This window comes from Actinomadura sp. NPDC048021 (assembly GCF_040653135.1).
In the GTDB taxonomy this organism is placed as follows: Bacteria; Actinomycetota; Actinomycetes; order Streptosporangiales; family Streptosporangiaceae; genus Spirillospora; species Spirillospora verrucosospora.
Map to the genome: position 1 here is coordinate 327862 of NZ_JBEZJQ010000007.1, position 14987 is coordinate 342848.

At 74.7% G+C, this 14987-nt stretch carries 13 protein-coding genes and 1 pseudogene; 4 read left to right on the top strand and 10 right to left on the bottom strand.

Annotated features, from left to right (window positions below; all coding sequences use genetic code 11):
* Positions 1-11: 11 nt before the first annotated feature.
* The gene (locus AB0C87_RS14795) at positions 12-494 is read right to left on the bottom strand and encodes a DUF3830 family protein (RefSeq protein ID WP_221493891.1); all 483 of its coding nucleotides are present in this window, start codon (positions 492-494) and stop codon (positions 12-14) included.
* 383 nt (positions 495-877) lie between these two features.
* Between AB0C87_RS14795 and AB0C87_RS14800 the strand changes: the two genes are divergently transcribed.
* Both AB0C87_RS14800 and AB0C87_RS14805 read left to right on the top strand, forming a co-directional pair.
* Complete coding sequence (locus AB0C87_RS14800) at positions 878-1816, top strand: NAD(P)-dependent oxidoreductase (RefSeq protein WP_353835226.1); 939 nt, start codon at positions 878-880, stop codon at positions 1814-1816.
* 2 nt (positions 1817-1818) lie between these two features.
* Complete coding sequence (locus AB0C87_RS14805; protein ID WP_360577834.1) at positions 1819-3219, top strand: amidase; 1401 nt, start codon at positions 1819-1821, stop codon at positions 3217-3219.
* Here the strand turns inward: AB0C87_RS14805 and AB0C87_RS14810 are convergent.
* Positions 3206-4219: an alcohol dehydrogenase catalytic domain-containing protein gene (locus AB0C87_RS14810; protein ID WP_360577836.1), complete on the bottom strand. Its 1014-nt coding sequence runs from the start codon at positions 4217-4219 to the stop codon at positions 3206-3208. The two genes, AB0C87_RS14805 and AB0C87_RS14810, sit on opposite strands and share 14 nt — an antisense overlap.
* A gap of 125 nt (positions 4220-4344) precedes the next feature.
* On the opposite strand from AB0C87_RS14810, the gene AB0C87_RS14815 reads away from it, so the two are divergent.
* Complete coding sequence (locus tag AB0C87_RS14815; RefSeq protein ID WP_353835222.1) at positions 4345-5043, top strand: TetR family transcriptional regulator; 699 nt, start codon at positions 4345-4347, stop codon at positions 5041-5043.
* Here the strand turns inward: AB0C87_RS14815 and AB0C87_RS14820 are convergent.
* The 4 genes from AB0C87_RS14820 to AB0C87_RS14835 all read right to left on the bottom strand — a co-directional run bounded on the left by AB0C87_RS14820 (position 5034) and on the right by AB0C87_RS14835 (position 10187).
* Positions 5034-5663 (bottom strand): DUF1707 domain-containing protein, encoded by a 630-nt coding sequence (locus tag AB0C87_RS14820; RefSeq protein ID WP_345182352.1) that lies wholly within the window; start codon positions 5661-5663, stop codon positions 5034-5036. The genes AB0C87_RS14815 and AB0C87_RS14820 overlap by 10 nt on opposite strands.
* A gap of 36 nt (positions 5664-5699) precedes the next feature.
* Positions 5700-7982 carry an FdhF/YdeP family oxidoreductase gene (locus AB0C87_RS14825; RefSeq protein ID WP_360577838.1) on the bottom strand — a complete coding sequence of 761 codons (2283 nt, stop codon included), beginning with the start codon at positions 7980-7982 and terminating at the stop codon, positions 5700-5702.
* 62 nt (positions 7983-8044) lie between these two features.
* Positions 8045-9130, bottom strand: a complete 1086-nt coding sequence (locus AB0C87_RS14830) for a trypsin-like peptidase domain-containing protein (RefSeq protein ID WP_345182357.1) — start codon at positions 9128-9130, stop codon at positions 8045-8047.
* 76 nt (positions 9131-9206) lie between these two features.
* Complete coding sequence (locus tag AB0C87_RS14835) at positions 9207-10187, bottom strand: phosphotriesterase-related protein (RefSeq protein WP_345182360.1); 981 nt, start codon at positions 10185-10187, stop codon at positions 9207-9209.
* A 133-nt stretch (positions 10188-10320) separates the two neighbouring features.
* Here AB0C87_RS14835 and AB0C87_RS14840 point away from each other — a divergent pair, with 133 nt between their 5' ends.
* Complete coding sequence (locus AB0C87_RS14840; protein ID WP_345182362.1) at positions 10321-10956, top strand: TetR/AcrR family transcriptional regulator; 636 nt, start codon at positions 10321-10323, stop codon at positions 10954-10956.
* 15 nt (positions 10957-10971) lie between these two features.
* On the opposite strand, the gene AB0C87_RS14845 is transcribed toward AB0C87_RS14840, so the two are convergent.
* The 4 genes and pseudogenes from AB0C87_RS14845 to AB0C87_RS14860 form a co-directional block, all read right to left on the bottom strand.
* Positions 10972-12216: a multidrug effflux MFS transporter gene (locus AB0C87_RS14845; protein WP_360577841.1), complete on the bottom strand. Its 1245-nt coding sequence runs from the start codon at positions 12214-12216 to the stop codon at positions 10972-10974.
* Positions 12217-12245: 29 nt separating this feature from the next.
* Positions 12246-12854: a malonic semialdehyde reductase gene (locus tag AB0C87_RS14850; RefSeq protein WP_360577843.1), complete on the bottom strand. Its 609-nt coding sequence runs from the start codon at positions 12852-12854 to the stop codon at positions 12246-12248.
* A 116-nt stretch (positions 12855-12970) separates the two neighbouring features.
* A complete protein-coding gene (locus AB0C87_RS14855; RefSeq protein ID WP_360577845.1) occupies positions 12971-14692 on the bottom strand; it encodes a hypothetical protein in 1722 nt (573 codons plus the stop codon).
* Positions 14689-14987, bottom strand: a pseudogene (locus tag AB0C87_RS14860) (hypothetical protein); the annotation flags it as partial. The gene AB0C87_RS14855 and the pseudogene AB0C87_RS14860, both read right to left, overlap by 4 nt.

A 14987-nucleotide genomic window follows, 5' to 3' on the forward strand; every position in this document is an offset into this window, starting at 1 on the left:
CGGCCGCCACTCTAGGACTCTGCGCGCGCGTAGAGGAGGCGCTCGCCGACGCCGCCGGACCGCCACACGTCGTTGCACGCCTCGGCCATGCGGTCCAGGCCGTCGACGATCGTCGCGTAGACGTTGCCGGGGACCCAGCCGACGTCCCCGTTCAGCAGCAGGTTGTTGCGGCCGTAGAAGATCGCGAGGTCGATGACGCCGGGCAGGGCGTGGATGTTCTTCTCCTCCTTGAACTTCCGGTCGAGCATCCCGCCGGGGAAGGAGAAGTAGACGACGTCTCCCGGGATCGGGGTGACGGTGGGGTTCTCCAGGCCGACCTCCTCCTCGGAGAACCGCTCGACCATCGTGTACACCTCGTTGCGGGCGTACTTGGCGTGGTAGGCCTCGCCTCCGAGCGGTAGAGCGTTCCAGACCGCTTCGCAGGTCCTCGGCGCATCCTTCTCCAGGAGCTCCGCGACACAGGAGACGCCGCGGCGCTCCAGAGTGATGGTCATGAGCTTGGGCATGCTGACCTCCCCGTGAACAGGGGTGGGCGAGAGCGTCGCCACCCGAAGGACTCTCCATGTTCGTGGGAGGACGACGTCCCCCCACACCCCCGACGGGGGCTGTTAGAGCGCTCTGGGATCCGTCCTGGCCCTGCTGGGCACGGGTTGCGACGGTCTTGCAGCACATATCCCACTGCGGTGGCCGGGGCCGCGGTCCACCGCGTTGATTGTTGACAATCCTACGAACGGTTCCTAGCGTGTCAATGCCTCCCGCCGTTGCCTTCTCGTAAACTCCGCACACCCCGGAAGTGACGCCGATGGACCCTGCTCAGCACGCATCCGGTGGCCCGCCTGACGTGGTGGTCCTGCTGGGCGACGTCGATCCGCGCGGCATGGAGGAGGCGGAGAGCCTCGCGCGAGTCCGTTACGTGCGTGAAACAGAGCTCGCGGCGGCGCTTCCCGGCGCCGATGTCCTGTTCATGTGGGATTTCCTCTCGGACGCCGTGGCCGGCGCGTGGCCGGAGTCCGGCGGCCCCGGATGGGTCCACATCGCCAGCGCCGGCGTCGACCGGCTCATGTTCCCCGGGCTCGTCGACAGTGACACGGTTGTCACCAACTCGCGCGGCGTGTTCGACGAGCCGATCGCCGAGTACGTCCTCGGGCTCGTGCTGGCCTTCGCCAAGGACCTGCACACCACCGTCCGCCTCCAGGGCGAGCGGCGCTGGCGGCACCGCGAGACCGAGCGGATCACCGGCGCCCGCGCGCTGGTCGTCGGCACCGGCCCGATCGGCCGCGCGATCGGCCGCCGCCTGTCGGCGGCGGGCCTGGTCGTCTCCGGCGCCGGGCGCACCGCCCGCGACGCCGACCCCGACCTCGGTGTCGTCCACCCGATGGAGCGGCTGGGCGAGGCGCTCGCCCGGGCCGACTACGTCGTGCTCGCCGCGCCCCTCACCCCGCAGACCCGGGGCATGATCGACGCCGCGGCGCTGGAGCGGATGCGCCCGTCCGCGCGGCTGGTCAACGTCGGGCGCGGCGGCCTGGTGGCCGAGGGCGACCTCGTCGAGGCGCTGCGCGCGGGCCGGATCGCGGGCGCCGCGCTCGACGTCTTCGAGGACGAGCCGCTGCCGGAGTCCTCGCCGCTGTGGGAGATGCCGGGCGTCATCGTCTCCCCGCACATGTCCGGCGACGTCGTCGGCTGGCGGGACGAGCTCGTCCGGCTCTTCGCCGACAACCTCGGCCGCTACGTGTCCGGCCGCCCGCTGCGCAACGTCGTGGACAAGCGCCTCGGCTACGTGGGCCCGGAGCGGGCGGCATCACACCAGAGGGGGTAGCCATGGCCGATGCGGCCGATCTGACCGCGACCGAACTGCTCGCGGAGTACCGGGCGGGGGCGCTGTCCCCGGTCGAGGCCGCCGGGGCCGTGCTCGCCCGGATCGAGCGGGACGATCCGGAGCTCAACGCGTTCTGCCTCGTCGACGAGGAGACCACCCTCGACATGGCGCGGGCCGCGACCGAGCGGTGGCGGCGCGGCACGACGCTCGGGCCGCTGGACGGCGTGCCGGTCTCCATCAAGGACGTCCTGCTCACCCGCGGCTGGCCGACGCTGCGCGGCTCCAGGACGATCGACCCCGCCGGCGCGTGGGCCGAGGACGCGCCGTCCGTGGCCCGCCTCCGCGAGCAGGGCGCGGTGTTCGCCGGCAAGACGACGACGCCGGAGTTCGCCTGGAAGGGCGTGACCGACAACCCGCTGACGGGCGTCACGCGCAACCCGTGGGACCCCTCCCGCACGCCGGGCGGGTCGAGCGGCGGCGCGGCGGCGGCGGTCGCGGCGGGCATGGCGCCGCTCGCTCTCGGCACCGACGGCGGCGGCTCGGTGCGCATCCCCGCCGCGTTCACCGGCACCTTCACGATCAAGCCGACCTACGGCCGCATCCCGCACTACCCGGCGAGCCCGTTCGGGACGCTCGCGCACATCGGCCCCATGACCAACACCGTGGCGGACGCCGCCCTGCTGCTCGACGCCGTGTGCGGGGCGGACGGCCGCGACTGGTCGTCGCTGCCGCCGCCCGACGTGCCGTTCGCCGAGGCCGGAGCCGGGCGGGACGACCTGACCGGCCTGCGCGTCGCGTTCAGCCCGGACCTCGGGTTCGCGGAGGTCGACCCGGAGGTCGCGGCGCCGGTCGCGGCCGCCGCCGAGGCCTTCGCCGAGCTCGGCGCGAAGGTCGAGCAGGTCGACCCCGGCTTCGGGGACCCGGTCGCGGACTTCGAGGTCCTGTGGTTCGCGGGCGCCGCCAAGGTCGTCGAGCACCTGTCGCAGGAGGAGCGCGGGCTGCTCGACCCGGGGCTGCGGGAGATCTGCGAGCGGGGCGCGCGGTACTCGGCGCTGGACTACCTGACGGCCACGGCCCGGCGCATGGAGCTCGGGCGGATGATGGGCGTGTTCCACGAGCGCTACGACCTGCTGCTCACCCCGACGACGCCGATCGCCGCGTTCGAGGCCGGCCTGGAGGTCCCGCCGGGCTCGCCGTCCCCGCGCTGGACGGGCTGGACCCCGTTCACCTACCCGTTCAACATGACCCAGCAGCCCGCGGCGAGCCTGCCGTGCGGCTTCACCTCCCGCGGCCTGCCCGTCGGCCTCCAGGTCGTCGGCGCCCGCCACGCCGACGCCCTGGTGATGGCCGCGTGCGCCGTCTACGAGCGGGCGCGGCCGTGGAGGCGGTTCACGGGAAGGTGATGACGGCGCGGCCCCGGTGGACGCCCTCGTCCATCGCGGCGAGGACGCCCGGTGCCTCGTCCAGCGTGACCGGGACGACCTCGGGGACGATCCCGTGCGCCACCGCGAACGCGAGGGTGTCGCGCAGGTCGTGCGGGGAGCCCGAGGGCACGCCCATCACCCGCAGCCGGCCGCTGACCAGGGCCATCGGCGGCACGCTCACGTTCTCGGCGCCCAGGCCGAGGTAGAGCAGGGTGCCGTCCGGGCGCAGGCCGCCGAACGCGGCGAGCCCCGTCGCGGTGGCGGGCGCGGCGTTCACCACCAGGTCGGCGCCGCCCCACGCCCGCAGCGCCTCGGCGGGATCCTCCTCGTCGGTCGCGACGAACAGTTCGGCGCCGAGGCCGAGCGCCTCCTTCTCGGCGCGGCGCGACCGCGACACCACGGCGACGCGGGCGCCCATCGCGGCGGCGAACCGCTGGGCCATCGTCCCGACGCCGCCGGTGCCGAGCACGGCCACCTTCGACCCGGCGGCGGCCCCGGCCTGCCGGAGCCCGTTGAAGGCGGTGAGGCCGGCGCACATCAGCGGCGCGCCGGCGACCGGGTCCAGGCCGTCCGGCAGCGGCGTGACGAACCCGGCGCGGCCGACGAAGTACTCGGTGTACCCGCCGTCGCGGTTGACGCCGGTGACCTGCTTCGGCGCGCCGGTGCAGAGGATCTGGTCGCCGCGGGCGCACTGGTCGCAGTGGCCGCAGGACCCGTACAGCCAGGCGGCGCCGACCGCGGTGCCGACCTCGGGCCAGTCGACGCCCTCGCCGAGAGCCGCGACGACCCCGCTGATCTCGTGTCCGGGGACGACGGGGAACGTTCCGAACGGGTAGTGGCCCCGCAGGTGGTTGACCTCGGAGAAGCACATCCCGCAGGCGGCGACCCTCACCAGGATCTCGCCGGGGCCGGGCCGGGGCTCCTCGTGCTCGACGATCTCCAGCGGCCCGCCCGGGGCGGTGAGCACGGCGCTGCGCATGGCGGCGCCCCCTCTCGTGTCGTGACGGCCGGCCGGCCGTTCTCTAACATCGGTATAGCAATGACTGTACCTACGCTATACGATGCAGCATAGCGCTGCTCGAAAAGTTTTGTAACATCGTTGTTGTGACCGCTCAGAGGGATCCCCGCACCCGCGACCGCATCCTGCGCGCCGCCGCGCGCCTGCTCACCGAGGCCGGCGGCGAGCCGGTCTCGACCCGGGCCGTGTGCACCGCCGCGGGGGTCGGGGCGCCGACGCTGTACCACCACTTCGGCGACAAGCGCGGCCTGTTCGACGCCGTCGCCGCCCACGGGTTCGAGGAGTACCTGGCGGGCAAGCGGGCCCAGAGCGGCACCGGCGACCCGGTCGAGGACCTGCGCCGCGGCTGGGACCTGCACATCGAGTACGCCGTCACCCATCCGGCGTTCTACACGCTGATGTACGGGACGCCCCGCACCCCGCCCGCCGCCGGCGAGGCCTACGGCATCCTGCTGGGCCTGGTCGAGGCCGCGGCCGCCGCGGGACGGCTCCGCGTCCCGGTCGCCACCGCCGCCCGCATGATCCACGCCGCCGGGGTCGGGACGGCCCTCACGCTGATCGCGAACCCGTCCGGCGGCGGCGCCGACCGGGACGCCGCGGTCCGCACGCGCGAGGCCGTCCTCGCCGCCGTGACCTCGGAAGGCGACGGCCCGGCCGACGCCACGCCCGCGGCGCGGGCGGTGGCGCTGAAGTCGGCGCTGCGGTCAGCCCCGCCGGCGGGGCTGACCCCCTCGGAGGCGGCGCTGCTGGGCGAGTGGCTGGACCGCCTGGCCGATCAGTCCTGAGCGGTCCCGTCCCCGCGCCGCCTGCGGCGCTTCACGCCGACGCCGCCCCAGAACGCCAGGCCCTTCACGACCACCGTGGGGGCGCCCGGCACGCCGGGCCCGCTCGCCCGCTGGTCGAACCCGCCCATGATCCCGAGCCCGTCGACGTGCACGGTGACGTCGTCCGGCACGATGATCTGGAATCCGCCCATGATCGCCAGGGCCCGGATCGTCACCCGGCCCTCCTCGAACCGGGCGTCCCTCAGATCGATCTTCCCGCCGCCCCAGAAGGCGAACGCCCTGAAGCGCGGGGGGACGTTCCACACGCCCGCCCGGCGGAACCCGCTCATGATCGCGATGCCGCGGCGCCAGGACGGCGCGCCGGGGACCGGCCGCCAGCCCGCCCCCGTCGCCGGGGGAGCCGCCCGGCCCGGCGACGGCAGGTCGCGGGTGATCGGTTCGAGCTCCCCGTAGGTCTTGGCGGCGTACACCGCGTCCAGCCGCTCGTCCAGCTCGTCCAGCGTGAGCCGCCCGTCGCCGGCCGCGTCCCGCAGCACCTGCGCGACCCGCTCGCGGTCGGCGTCACCGGCCCGCATCTCCGGCGCTCCGGGCGTTCCGGGATGCTCGGGGAGGTTCGTCATTCCCGCAGCCTAGACCGGCGCTCCGCGCCGCGGGGGTCAGGGCGCGGCCGGCTCCAGGCGGACGACGACGGACTTGGACGTGGGGGTGTTGCTGATCTCCGCGGTGCTGTCGAGCGGGACCAGGACGTTCGCCTCCGGGAAGTAGGCCGCCGCGCAGCCCGGCGCGGTCGGGTAGGAGACGGCGCGGAAGGCGGGGGCGCGGCGCTCGGCGCCGTCCGGCCACTCCGAGACCAGGTCGACGGTCGCGCCGTCGGCGATGCCGAGGCGGTCCAGGTCGGCGGGGTTGACGAGCACGACGCGGCGTCCGGCCTTGATGCCCCGGTAGCGGTCGTCCAGGCCGTAGACGGTGGTGTTGTACTGGTCGTGGCTGCGGAGGGTCTGGAGCAGCAGCCGCCCCTCGGGGACCCGCAGGACCTCCAGTTCGTTCACGGTGAGGTTGGCCTTGCCGGTCGCCGTCGGGAACCGGCGCTCGTCGCGGGGAGCGTGGGGGAGCGTGAAGCCGCCCGGCTCGCGGAGGCGGGCGTTGAAGTCCTCGAAGCCCGGGACGACCCGGGAGACGTGGTCGCGGATCACGTCGTAGTCGCGCTCCATCGCCTCCCAGGCGATGTCCGATCCGGGCAGCGCGGCCCGCGCGAGCCGGCAGACGATCGCCACCTCGGACAGCAGGTGCCCGGACGCCGGTGCGAGGCGGCCGCGGGAGGCGTGCACCATGCCCATGGAGTCCTCGACGGAGACGATCTGCGGCCCCGTCTCCCGCACGTCGCGCTCGGTGCGGCCGAGCGTCGGGAGGATCAGCGCCACCTCCCCGGTCACCGCGTGCGACCGGTTGAGCTTGGTCGACACCTGCGCGGTCAGCCGGCAGCGGCGCAGGGCCGCCTCCGTCACGGCGGAGTCGGGGGTGGCGCGGACGAAGTTGCCGCCCATGCCGAGGAACACCTTCGCCCTGCCGTCGCGCATGGCGCGGATCGCCCCGACGGTGTCCAGGCCGTGCTCGCGGGGCGGCTCGAACCCGAACTCGGCGGCGAGGGCGTCCAGGAAGGCGGGCTTCGGCCGCTCCCAGATGCCCATCGTCCGGTCGCCCTGCACGTTGGAGTGGCCGCGCACCGGGCAGACGCCCGCGCCGGGCCGGCCGATGTTGCCGCGCAGCAGCAGGAAGTTGACGATCTCGCGGATGGTCGGCACGGAGTTGCGGTGCTGGGTGAGGCCCATCGCCCAGCAGACGACGATCCGCTCGGCGGCGAGGACGTCGCCCAGCGTCGCGGCGATCTCCTCGCGGGTGAGGCCGGTCGCCTCCAGCACGTCGTCCCAGTCCAGGCCGAGGGCGTGCTCGCGGAACGCCTCGAAGCCGTGCGCGTGGGCGTCGAGGAACTCCCGGTCGAGGGCCCCGGGCGCCTCCGACCCCAGCAGCATCCGGTTGAGCGCCTGGAACAGCGCGAGGTCGCCGTTCAGCCGGATCTGCAGGAACCGGTCGGCCAGCACCGTGCCGCGCCCGGCCATCCCGGAGGCGCGCTGCGGGTTCTTGAACCGCATCAGCCCCGCCTCGGGCAGCGGGTTGACGGCGATGACGCGGGCGCCCTCCCGTTTCGCCCGCTCCAGCGCCGACAGCATCCGCGGGTGGTTCGTCCCGGGGTTCTGGCCGACGACGAAGACGAGGTCGGCCCGGTAGAGGTCCTCCAGCAGCACCGAGCCCTTGCCGATGCCGATCGTCTCGCTCAGCGCCGACCCGGACGACTCGTGGCACATGTTGCTGCAGTCGGGCATGTTGTTCGTGCCGAACGCCCGCGCGAACAGCTGGTAGGCGAACGCCGCCTCGTTGCTGGTCCGCCCGGAGGTGTAGAAGACGGCCTCGTCCGGCGAGTCCAGGGCGTTGAGCTCGGACGCCAGCAGCCGGAACGCCTCGTCCCACGACACCGGCTCGTAGTGCCCGAACCCGGCGCGCTTCACCATCGGCTCGGTCAGCCGCCCCTGCTGGCCCAGCCAGTGGTCGGAGCGCCCGGCCAGCTCCTCGACGCCGTGCTCGGCGAAGAACTCGCGGGTGACGCGCCGTGCCGTGGCCTCCTCCGCGACGGCCTTCGCGCCGTTCTCGCAGAACTCGGCGGCGTGCCGGTGGTCGCCCTCGGGCCAGGCGCACCCCGGGCAGTCGAACCCCTGCTTCTGGTTGACGCGCAGCAGCGTCAGCGCCGTCCGCCGCACGCCCATCTGCGCGTGGGCGTGGCGCAGCGCGGCCGTGACGCCGGGAACGCCCGCCGCCCAGGTCTTCGGCTCCGAGACCTCCAGTTCGGAGTCGTCGAAGTCACCGGCGGGCGCCTTGCGCGTCATGGGGCACATCCTCGTGGTCGGCCGACACCCCCACTGTCGCACGCCGGCGCCGGTCCGGCGCGCTACTGGGGCGGGCCTTCCGTCAGGTGGACCGTCCCCGCCCTCCGGTCGCCCCGGCTCGTCGTCCACTCGATCCGGACGGTGTCGCCCGGATGGCGGGCCAGCATCAGGCTCGTGAGAGTGGACGGCGCGTCGACCGCGGCGCCGCCGAAGGCGACGATGACGCCCCCGACTGGGACCCCGGCGGCCTCGGCGGGGGAACCGGGCACGAGCTCGGCGACCAGCGCGCCGGGGGAGCGGCCGTTCGGGCGGACCTTGACGCCGAGCAGCGCGGTGCGGCCGATGTGCACGGTCGAGGACGCCTCGCCGCGCTGGATCTGCCGGGCGGTCTCCAGCGCCCGGTCGGACGGGATCGCGTAGCCCCGGTGGTCCTCGCGCTTCCGGGCGTCCTTCACCGAGAACCCGGCGGACGCCGCGGTGTTGATGCCGATGACCTTGCCGGAGGTGTCCAGCAGCGGCCCGCCGGAGTCGCCCGGCCGGATCGGCGCGTTCGTCTCGATCAGCCCGGTGAGCCGCTCGGAGGTGCCGGTGCTGTCGTCGCGCGCGGTGACCGACTGCTCCAGCGCGGTGACCTTGCCGGTGACGACCGTGGGCGTGCCGCCCTTGCCGCCCGCGTTGCCGACGGCGGTGACGGTGTCGCCGACCGCGACGCCGCCGGCGGAGGCGAACGCGGCGGTCTTCAGCCGGGTCGCGCCGGACAGCCGGATCACCGCGATGTCGCCCGCCCGGTCGTAGCCCACGACCTGCGCCGGGTAGCCGCGCCGGTCGTCGACGTCCGTCCCCCTGATGGCGGTGGCGCCCTGGATGACGTGGTTGTTGGTCAGCACCAGGCCGGACGCGGTGAGCACGATGCCCGTCCCGGCGGCGCGGGTGCCGTTCAGCGTCTGCTCGGTCTCGATGTTGACCACGCCCGGCCGCCGCCCGCTGGGCTTGGCGTTCTGGTGGCGGGTCGGCGCGGCGGACGGCGGGACGTCCTGCGGGCTCTCGCTCTCTACGACGCGGCAGCCGGGTGCGAGGAGGGCCAGGAGCGCCACCAGCAGCAGGGGGACCGCGGCACGGGCGCGGCGGCGCCTGGAGTCCTCGCTCACCTGGTTGCCTCCTCCCGCAGGTTCCTCCCATGATTCCCGATTCCATGTGATTAGACCGAAAGAGGAGGAGGCAAACTCAGCCGGTGAAGTAGCGCCGGGGGTTCTCCACCAGCATCTGGTCGATCTGCGCGTCGGAGACGCCGGCGGCGCGCAGGGCAGGCAGGACGACCTCGCCGATGTGCCGGTAGTTCCAGTTCGGCTGCAGCGCGGGCACCGTCGCCGGGTCCGGGCCGAACCAGTCCATGAAGCAGGACGCGTCGTGGCTGAGGACCATCCGGTCGGCGTAGCCCCGCTCGCACAGGGCCGCGACGGTCGCGACCCGCTGCTCGGTCGTGTTGAGGATGTCGAGGCCGAAGCGGTCCATGCCGAGGATCGCGCCGGTGTCGGCCAGCTCCATCAGGTAGTCGAGGTCGTTGCTGTCGCCCGCGTGCCCCACGACGACCTTGGCGAGGTCCACGCCCTCCTCGGCGAGCAGGCCCACGACCGTCCGGCCCGACCGGGTCGAGCTCTCGGTGTGCACGGTGACCGGCGCCCCCGTCTCCCGGTGCGCCGCGGCGACGGCCCGCAGCACCCGCTCGACGCCGGGCGTGAGGCCGGGGGCGTCCACGGCGCACTTGAGGAACGCGGCCTTGACCCCCGTCCCGGCGATGCCCTCGGTCAGGTCGCGGGTGAAGTCGGCGATCATGGGGTCGGGGCCCACGTCCATCATCGTGCCGGGACCCCGGTGGTGGAACTGGAACGGCACGTCGTTGTAGGTGTAGATGCCCGTCGCCACGATGATGTTGAGCTCCGGCACCTGCTCGTTGACCCGCTGGATCCGGGGGAGGTACCGGCCGAGACCCCACACCGTGGGGTCGGCGATGGTGGTGACGCCGAGCCCGGCCAGCTCGCGCAGCTTGCCGACCGCGTCGGCGACCTTCTCCTCCTCGTCCCACCAGTCGCCCGCGCCATGGTTCTGGACGTACTCCGCGCCGAGCACGAAGACGTGCTCGTGCATCAGCGTGCGCCCGAGGGCGGCGGCGTCGACGGGGCCGCGGACGGTTTCAACTGCGGGCATCGATTCTCCTGCGGTGCGCGGTGATGCCGGGGGTTTCGACATCGGCCCGGGGGGCATACCGACTGGTCGGTTTCTGGCAAGCTAGAGCGCGGAACGCACCGGAGTCAACGCGGCGCGCGAAGGAGGTGCCCAGGTGGCCCAGTCCGAGTCGGGGCCCGGCCCCGCGCCGGAGTCGGCGGCGCCCGTCCGGCAGAGCGCGGTCGAGCGGCGGATCCTGGACGCGGCGCTGCGGCTGTTCGCCGAGCGCGGCTTCGACGGGACGCCCGTGCAGAGCGTCGTGGAGGCCGCCGAGGTCACCAAGGGCGCGCTGTACCACTACTTCGACTCCAAGGACGACCTGCTCTACGAGATCTACCACTCGCTGATCGCCCGCCAGCTCGCCGACCTCGGGGCGGTGCTGGCGCGGGGGCTGCCGCCGCGCGAGGCCGTCCACGCGGTGCTGACCGGGCTGATCCGCAGCACCGCCGAGCACATCGACGAGGCGAAGGTGTTCGCCCGCGAGATGCACCGGCTGGACCACGCCCGGATGCGCTCGGTCCGCGCCGACCGCCGCCGCTACCACGTGACGTTCCGGAACCTCATCGAGCAGGGCCAGCGCGACGGCGTGTTCGGCACCGGGACCCCCGCCGAGACGATCACGATCGTCGCGCTCGGCATGGTCAACCAGATGCCGTCCTGGTACCGCGCGGACGGCCCCAAGCCCGCCGCCCGGCTCGCCGACGAGGTCGCCGGGTTCATCCTCGGCGCCCTGGACCGGCCCGCGGACTGACGGCGGGACGCGGTCTCAGCTCCGCTCCGCGGCCTGCGGGGCCCGGGAGGCGGCCGCGGCGGCGGCCGCGGCGAGCACCGCCAGCGCGGCGATGGTCACGGCCATCGGGACGGCGGTGCCCGGCCCGGCGACGCCGGCCAGCGGGGCGGCGGCGCCGCCCAGCGCGAACTGGGCCACCCCGAGCAGCGCCGACGCGGTCCCGGCCACCCGCGGCGGGCGTCCCCGCAGTGCCAGGGCGGTGGCGTTCGGGCCGATCAGCCCCTGCCCGGCCGCGACGAGGAACAGCCCCGGCAGCACCCCGCCGAGGCCCCACCCGGCGAGGACCGCGGCCACCAGGACCGCCCCGCCCGCGGCGACGACGGCGAGCCCGGCCGCCAGCAGCCGGGTGAGGGCGACGCGCCCGGCGAGCAGCGCGCCCGCCTGCCCGGCCGCGACGATGCCGAGGGAGTTGACGCCGAAGGCGACGCTGAACCCCTGCGGCGACATCCCGTAGATGTCCTGCAGCACGAACGGGGATCCCGAGATGTAGGTGAACAGCGCCGCGAACGACAGGCCGATCGCCAGCCCGTACCCGGTGAACGCCCGGTCCCGGACGAGCGTCCGGCAGGCCGCGGCCGTCGCGCGCAGCCCGCCCGTCTCGCGCCGTCCGGGCGGCAGCGTCTCCGCCAGCCCGAGCAGCGACCCGAGGAACAGCGCGACGCCGATGCCGGCGAGGACCGCGAAGACGCCCGGCCACGGCACGACCCGCAGCAGCTGGCCGCCGAGGACGGGCGCGAGGATCGGCGCCAGCCCGTTCACCAGCATCAGCACCGAGAAGAACCGGGCCGCGGCGGCGCCGTCGTACAGGTCCTGGACGATCGCCCGCGCGATCACGATCCCGGCCGCCCCGGCGGCGCCCTGCACCAGCCGCAGCGCGATGAGGGTCTCCACGGTCGGCGCCGCGGCGCACAGCAGCGACGCGACGGCGTAGGCGGCGAGCCCGGCCAGCAGCGGGCGGCGGCGGCCGAGCCGGTCGCTCAGCGGCCCGGCCACCGCCTGCCCGGCGGCGAGGCCGACGACGCACGCGGTGAGGGTGAGCTGCGTTCGCGCGGCGCCCGTGGACAGGTCCGCCGACATCCGGGGCAGCGCCGGCAGGTACATGTCGATCGACAGCGGCGCCAGCGCCGTCAGCGCGCCCAGCACGAGGATCAGCACCGGCCTCCGGCCGGCCGCGGGGGGATCGGACAGCTTGGAGCCGGCAGAGGCGGCCGCCTGGGTCATGGGGGGTCTCCAGCGGGGGCGGGGGAGGCTCAGACGGTGGTGATGACCTGGGCGGCGTCGAGGCGCGGGTTGCGGGCGTGGAAGGCGTCCGGGGCGGGCCGTCCCGCGTTGACCACGGCGATGGGGCGGACGTTGCCCTCCGGGAAGAACTCCTTCTCGACGGCGCCGGCGTCGAAACCGGTCATCGGGCCCGCGGCGAGACCGGCCGCGCGGATGCCGAGGATCAGGTAGCCGAGCTGGAGTGCGGCGTTGAAGCGGGCCATCGCCGGCCTGCCGGGGCTGTCCCGCAGGGCCTCGCGGGCGCCCTCCCGGTGCGGGAACGTGACCGGCATGTGCTCGTGGAAGTCCTCGTCGGCGGCGGCGATGAGGGTCAGCGGGGCCGTCGCGGTCTTGGCGCGGTTGCCCTCGCTCATGAGCGGGACCAGCCGCTCGCGCGCCTCCCGGCTGCGCACGTCCACGATCCGCAGCGGCTGGCTGTTCATGGAGGTCGGGGCCCACCGGACCAGGTCGTAGATCGCGCGGACCTGGTCCTCGCCGACCGGCTCGCCGGTGAAGGCGTTGGCGGTGCGCGCCTCGCGGAACAGCAGCTCCTGGGCGGCGGGGTCCAGGACCAGCGGGGTCTGGGTCGCGGTCGTCATCGTGCGATGCCTCTCGGACGGGAACTCTCCGAAGGGTCAATGCGATGACGGTCCGTTATCTTCCGCGTCAGGAAGTGGGGTGCGCCACACCCGGGGGCGGCCGCGGCGGCGGCCGGTCAGAACGGGAGGCGCTCGGCCGCCGCGACGAGCGCGCCCGCGATGGTGGCGACGGTCAGGACCGACACTCCGGCCAGCACCGCCCAGCGCCCCGCCTGGTACCCGGCGGGGACGCGGCCGGCGTCGCGGCCGCGCACCGGCCACGGGGCGCGCAGCGGCGCCGTCCCCGGCGGCTCCGGAGGGACGTCGGCGGGCGCGCGGGCGCCGTCCGCGGCGTCCGCCGCGGGCAGTCCGGTCACCCAGCCGAGCAGGTCGGCGACGGCGGCGGGCTCGGTGTCGAGGCCGGAGGCGAAGTACCGCACCTCGGCGGCGACCTGGTCGAGCGTGCGCACCGTGTTGCCCAGCCCGACGCGGTCGAGCCATTCGCGCGGGCCGGCGTCCGGGTCGAGACCGCGCCCGATCTCCGTGCGCAGCAGCAGGTCCGTCTTGGTGACGACGACGGCGACGCGCTTCTGCCGCCCCTGGTCGGGACGCGAGCGCAACTCGTTCAGCACCCGCTGGAGGGTGTCGGCCGGGTCCTCCTCCGACGAGGCGGCGGCCTCGTCGACGAGCTCCCTCTCGTCCCCGGTGAGCGACCGGCGGAGCTGGGGGAGCGCGAACGGGTCGACGACGAACAGCAGCGCCTCGCTGTGGTCCAGGTAGCGCAGCGACTCGACCTCCGTCGCGCCCGTGTAGTGCTCGCCCGCGGGGTCGAACAGGTAGAGGATGCGCCGCGCGCGGCCCGGCAGCTCGACGTCCACCATGGTCGCCAGGGGCAGCTCGGGGCCGGTCTTGGCGAGGCGCCCGCCGCGCTGGAACTCGCGTATCGCGCCCGCGTACGCCTGCGCGTGCCGCTGCTCGACGAACGACAGCCGCCCGTGGACCGCGCGGGCCCGCGCGTGCAGGGCCCGGATGCCGAGGACCATGAACGTGGTCTTGCCGGCGGCCGGCCCGCCCACGAACGGCAGCGGCTCCACGCGGACGCGCCCGATGCGCTCGGGCAGCCGCCCGCCGCAGTGCGGGCAGTACGCGGCCAGCCGGAAGCGCCCGAGCGGGACGGTCGTGGGAAGCCGTGCCCCGCAGCGGCACACGTGCCGGAACGCGCCGCCGGCCCCCGGCGAGAGGCGCCGGTGCCGCGCCCCGCAGCTCGGGCACGCGTACTCCGGCAGCCCGATCCGCTCGTAGCAGAAGGGGTGCGGGCACGTCTGCAGGATGCGCGCGTACCCCATGAAGACGCGCTCGACCACCGCCAGGACCAGCACGCACGCCAGCCACGACGCCAGCCCGACCGCGGCGACCAGCCCGTACAGGATCGTCAGCGCGAGGACGAACACCGCCGCGGGGACGGCGGCGGCGACGATGCCCGCGCACAGCGCCAGCCAGACCGGGAAGACGAAGAAGCCCCACGGGCCGCCGAGGAGCGTCCGGGTCAGCCTCAGCACGACGCCCCGGGCCGTCCGGTACACCTGCGGGACGACCGTGCGGCTGATCGTCCACCAGTCGCGCCACACCTGGCCGAGCAGGTAGTGCCGGTAGGCGACGGCGGGCTCGGCGACCGGCGACGGCCCCTCCAGCGTGGACGGCGCCAGCGTCCGGCACGCGTGCAGGCAGTACAGGCCGAGCGCGGCGGCTCCGGCGACGACCAGCGTCGCGGCGAACAGCACGGGGAACACGTACAGGAACCCGAGCCACATGGCGCCCGCCCACACGGCGATCAGCAGCAGCACGATGACGGGGTTCACGGCGCGCCCTCCGCGAGAAGGGCCCGCAGCTCGGCCCGCAGCTCGGGGCGGCGCGCCAGATGGGAGTCGAGCTGCCTGGCCGCGAGCCACCGCCGGGCCGCCGCCCGCGCCCACGCCTCCAGGGACGGCTCGGCCGCGCCGTGCCCGCGCAGCCGCAGCACCACCTCGACCAGCTCGTTGCGCCGTTCGACCTCGCCGCCGCGCAGCGGCGCCCGGCCGGCGCGGACGCCCCGCCAGGGCGCGGCGTCGAACACCTTGAGGGTGAGATGGGGAGAGGGGCGGCGGCTGAGATACG

Coding starts and splice junctions, on each gene's coding strand:
- AB0C87_RS14825 (WP_360577838.1), bottom strand. CDS start 7,982: ATGACGCGCAAGGCGCCCGCCGGTGACTTCGACGACTCCGAACTGGAG.
- AB0C87_RS14835 (WP_345182360.1), bottom strand. CDS start 10,187: ATGCCCGCAGTTGAAACCGTCCGCGGCCCCGTCGACGCCGCCGCCCTC.
- AB0C87_RS14820 (WP_345182352.1), bottom strand. CDS start 5,663: ATGACGAACCTCCCCGAGCATCCCGGAACGCCCGGAGCGCCGGAGATG.
- AB0C87_RS14795 (WP_221493891.1), bottom strand. CDS start 494: ATGACCATCACTCTGGAGCGCCGCGGCGTCTCCTGTGTCGCGGAGCTC.
- AB0C87_RS14810 (WP_360577836.1), bottom strand. CDS start 4,219: ATGCGCAGCGCCGTGCTCACCGCCCCGGGCGGGCCGCTGGAGATCGTC.
- AB0C87_RS14800 (WP_353835226.1), top strand. CDS start 878: ATGGAGGAGGCGGAGAGCCTCGCGCGAGTCCGTTACGTGCGTGAAACA.
- AB0C87_RS14805 (WP_360577834.1), top strand. CDS start 1,819: ATGGCCGATGCGGCCGATCTGACCGCGACCGAACTGCTCGCGGAGTAC.
- AB0C87_RS14850 (WP_360577843.1), bottom strand. CDS start 12,854: ATGACGACCGCGACCCAGACCCCGCTGGTCCTGGACCCCGCCGCCCAG.
- AB0C87_RS14845 (WP_360577841.1), bottom strand. CDS start 12,216: ATGACCCAGGCGGCCGCCTCTGCCGGCTCCAAGCTGTCCGATCCCCCC.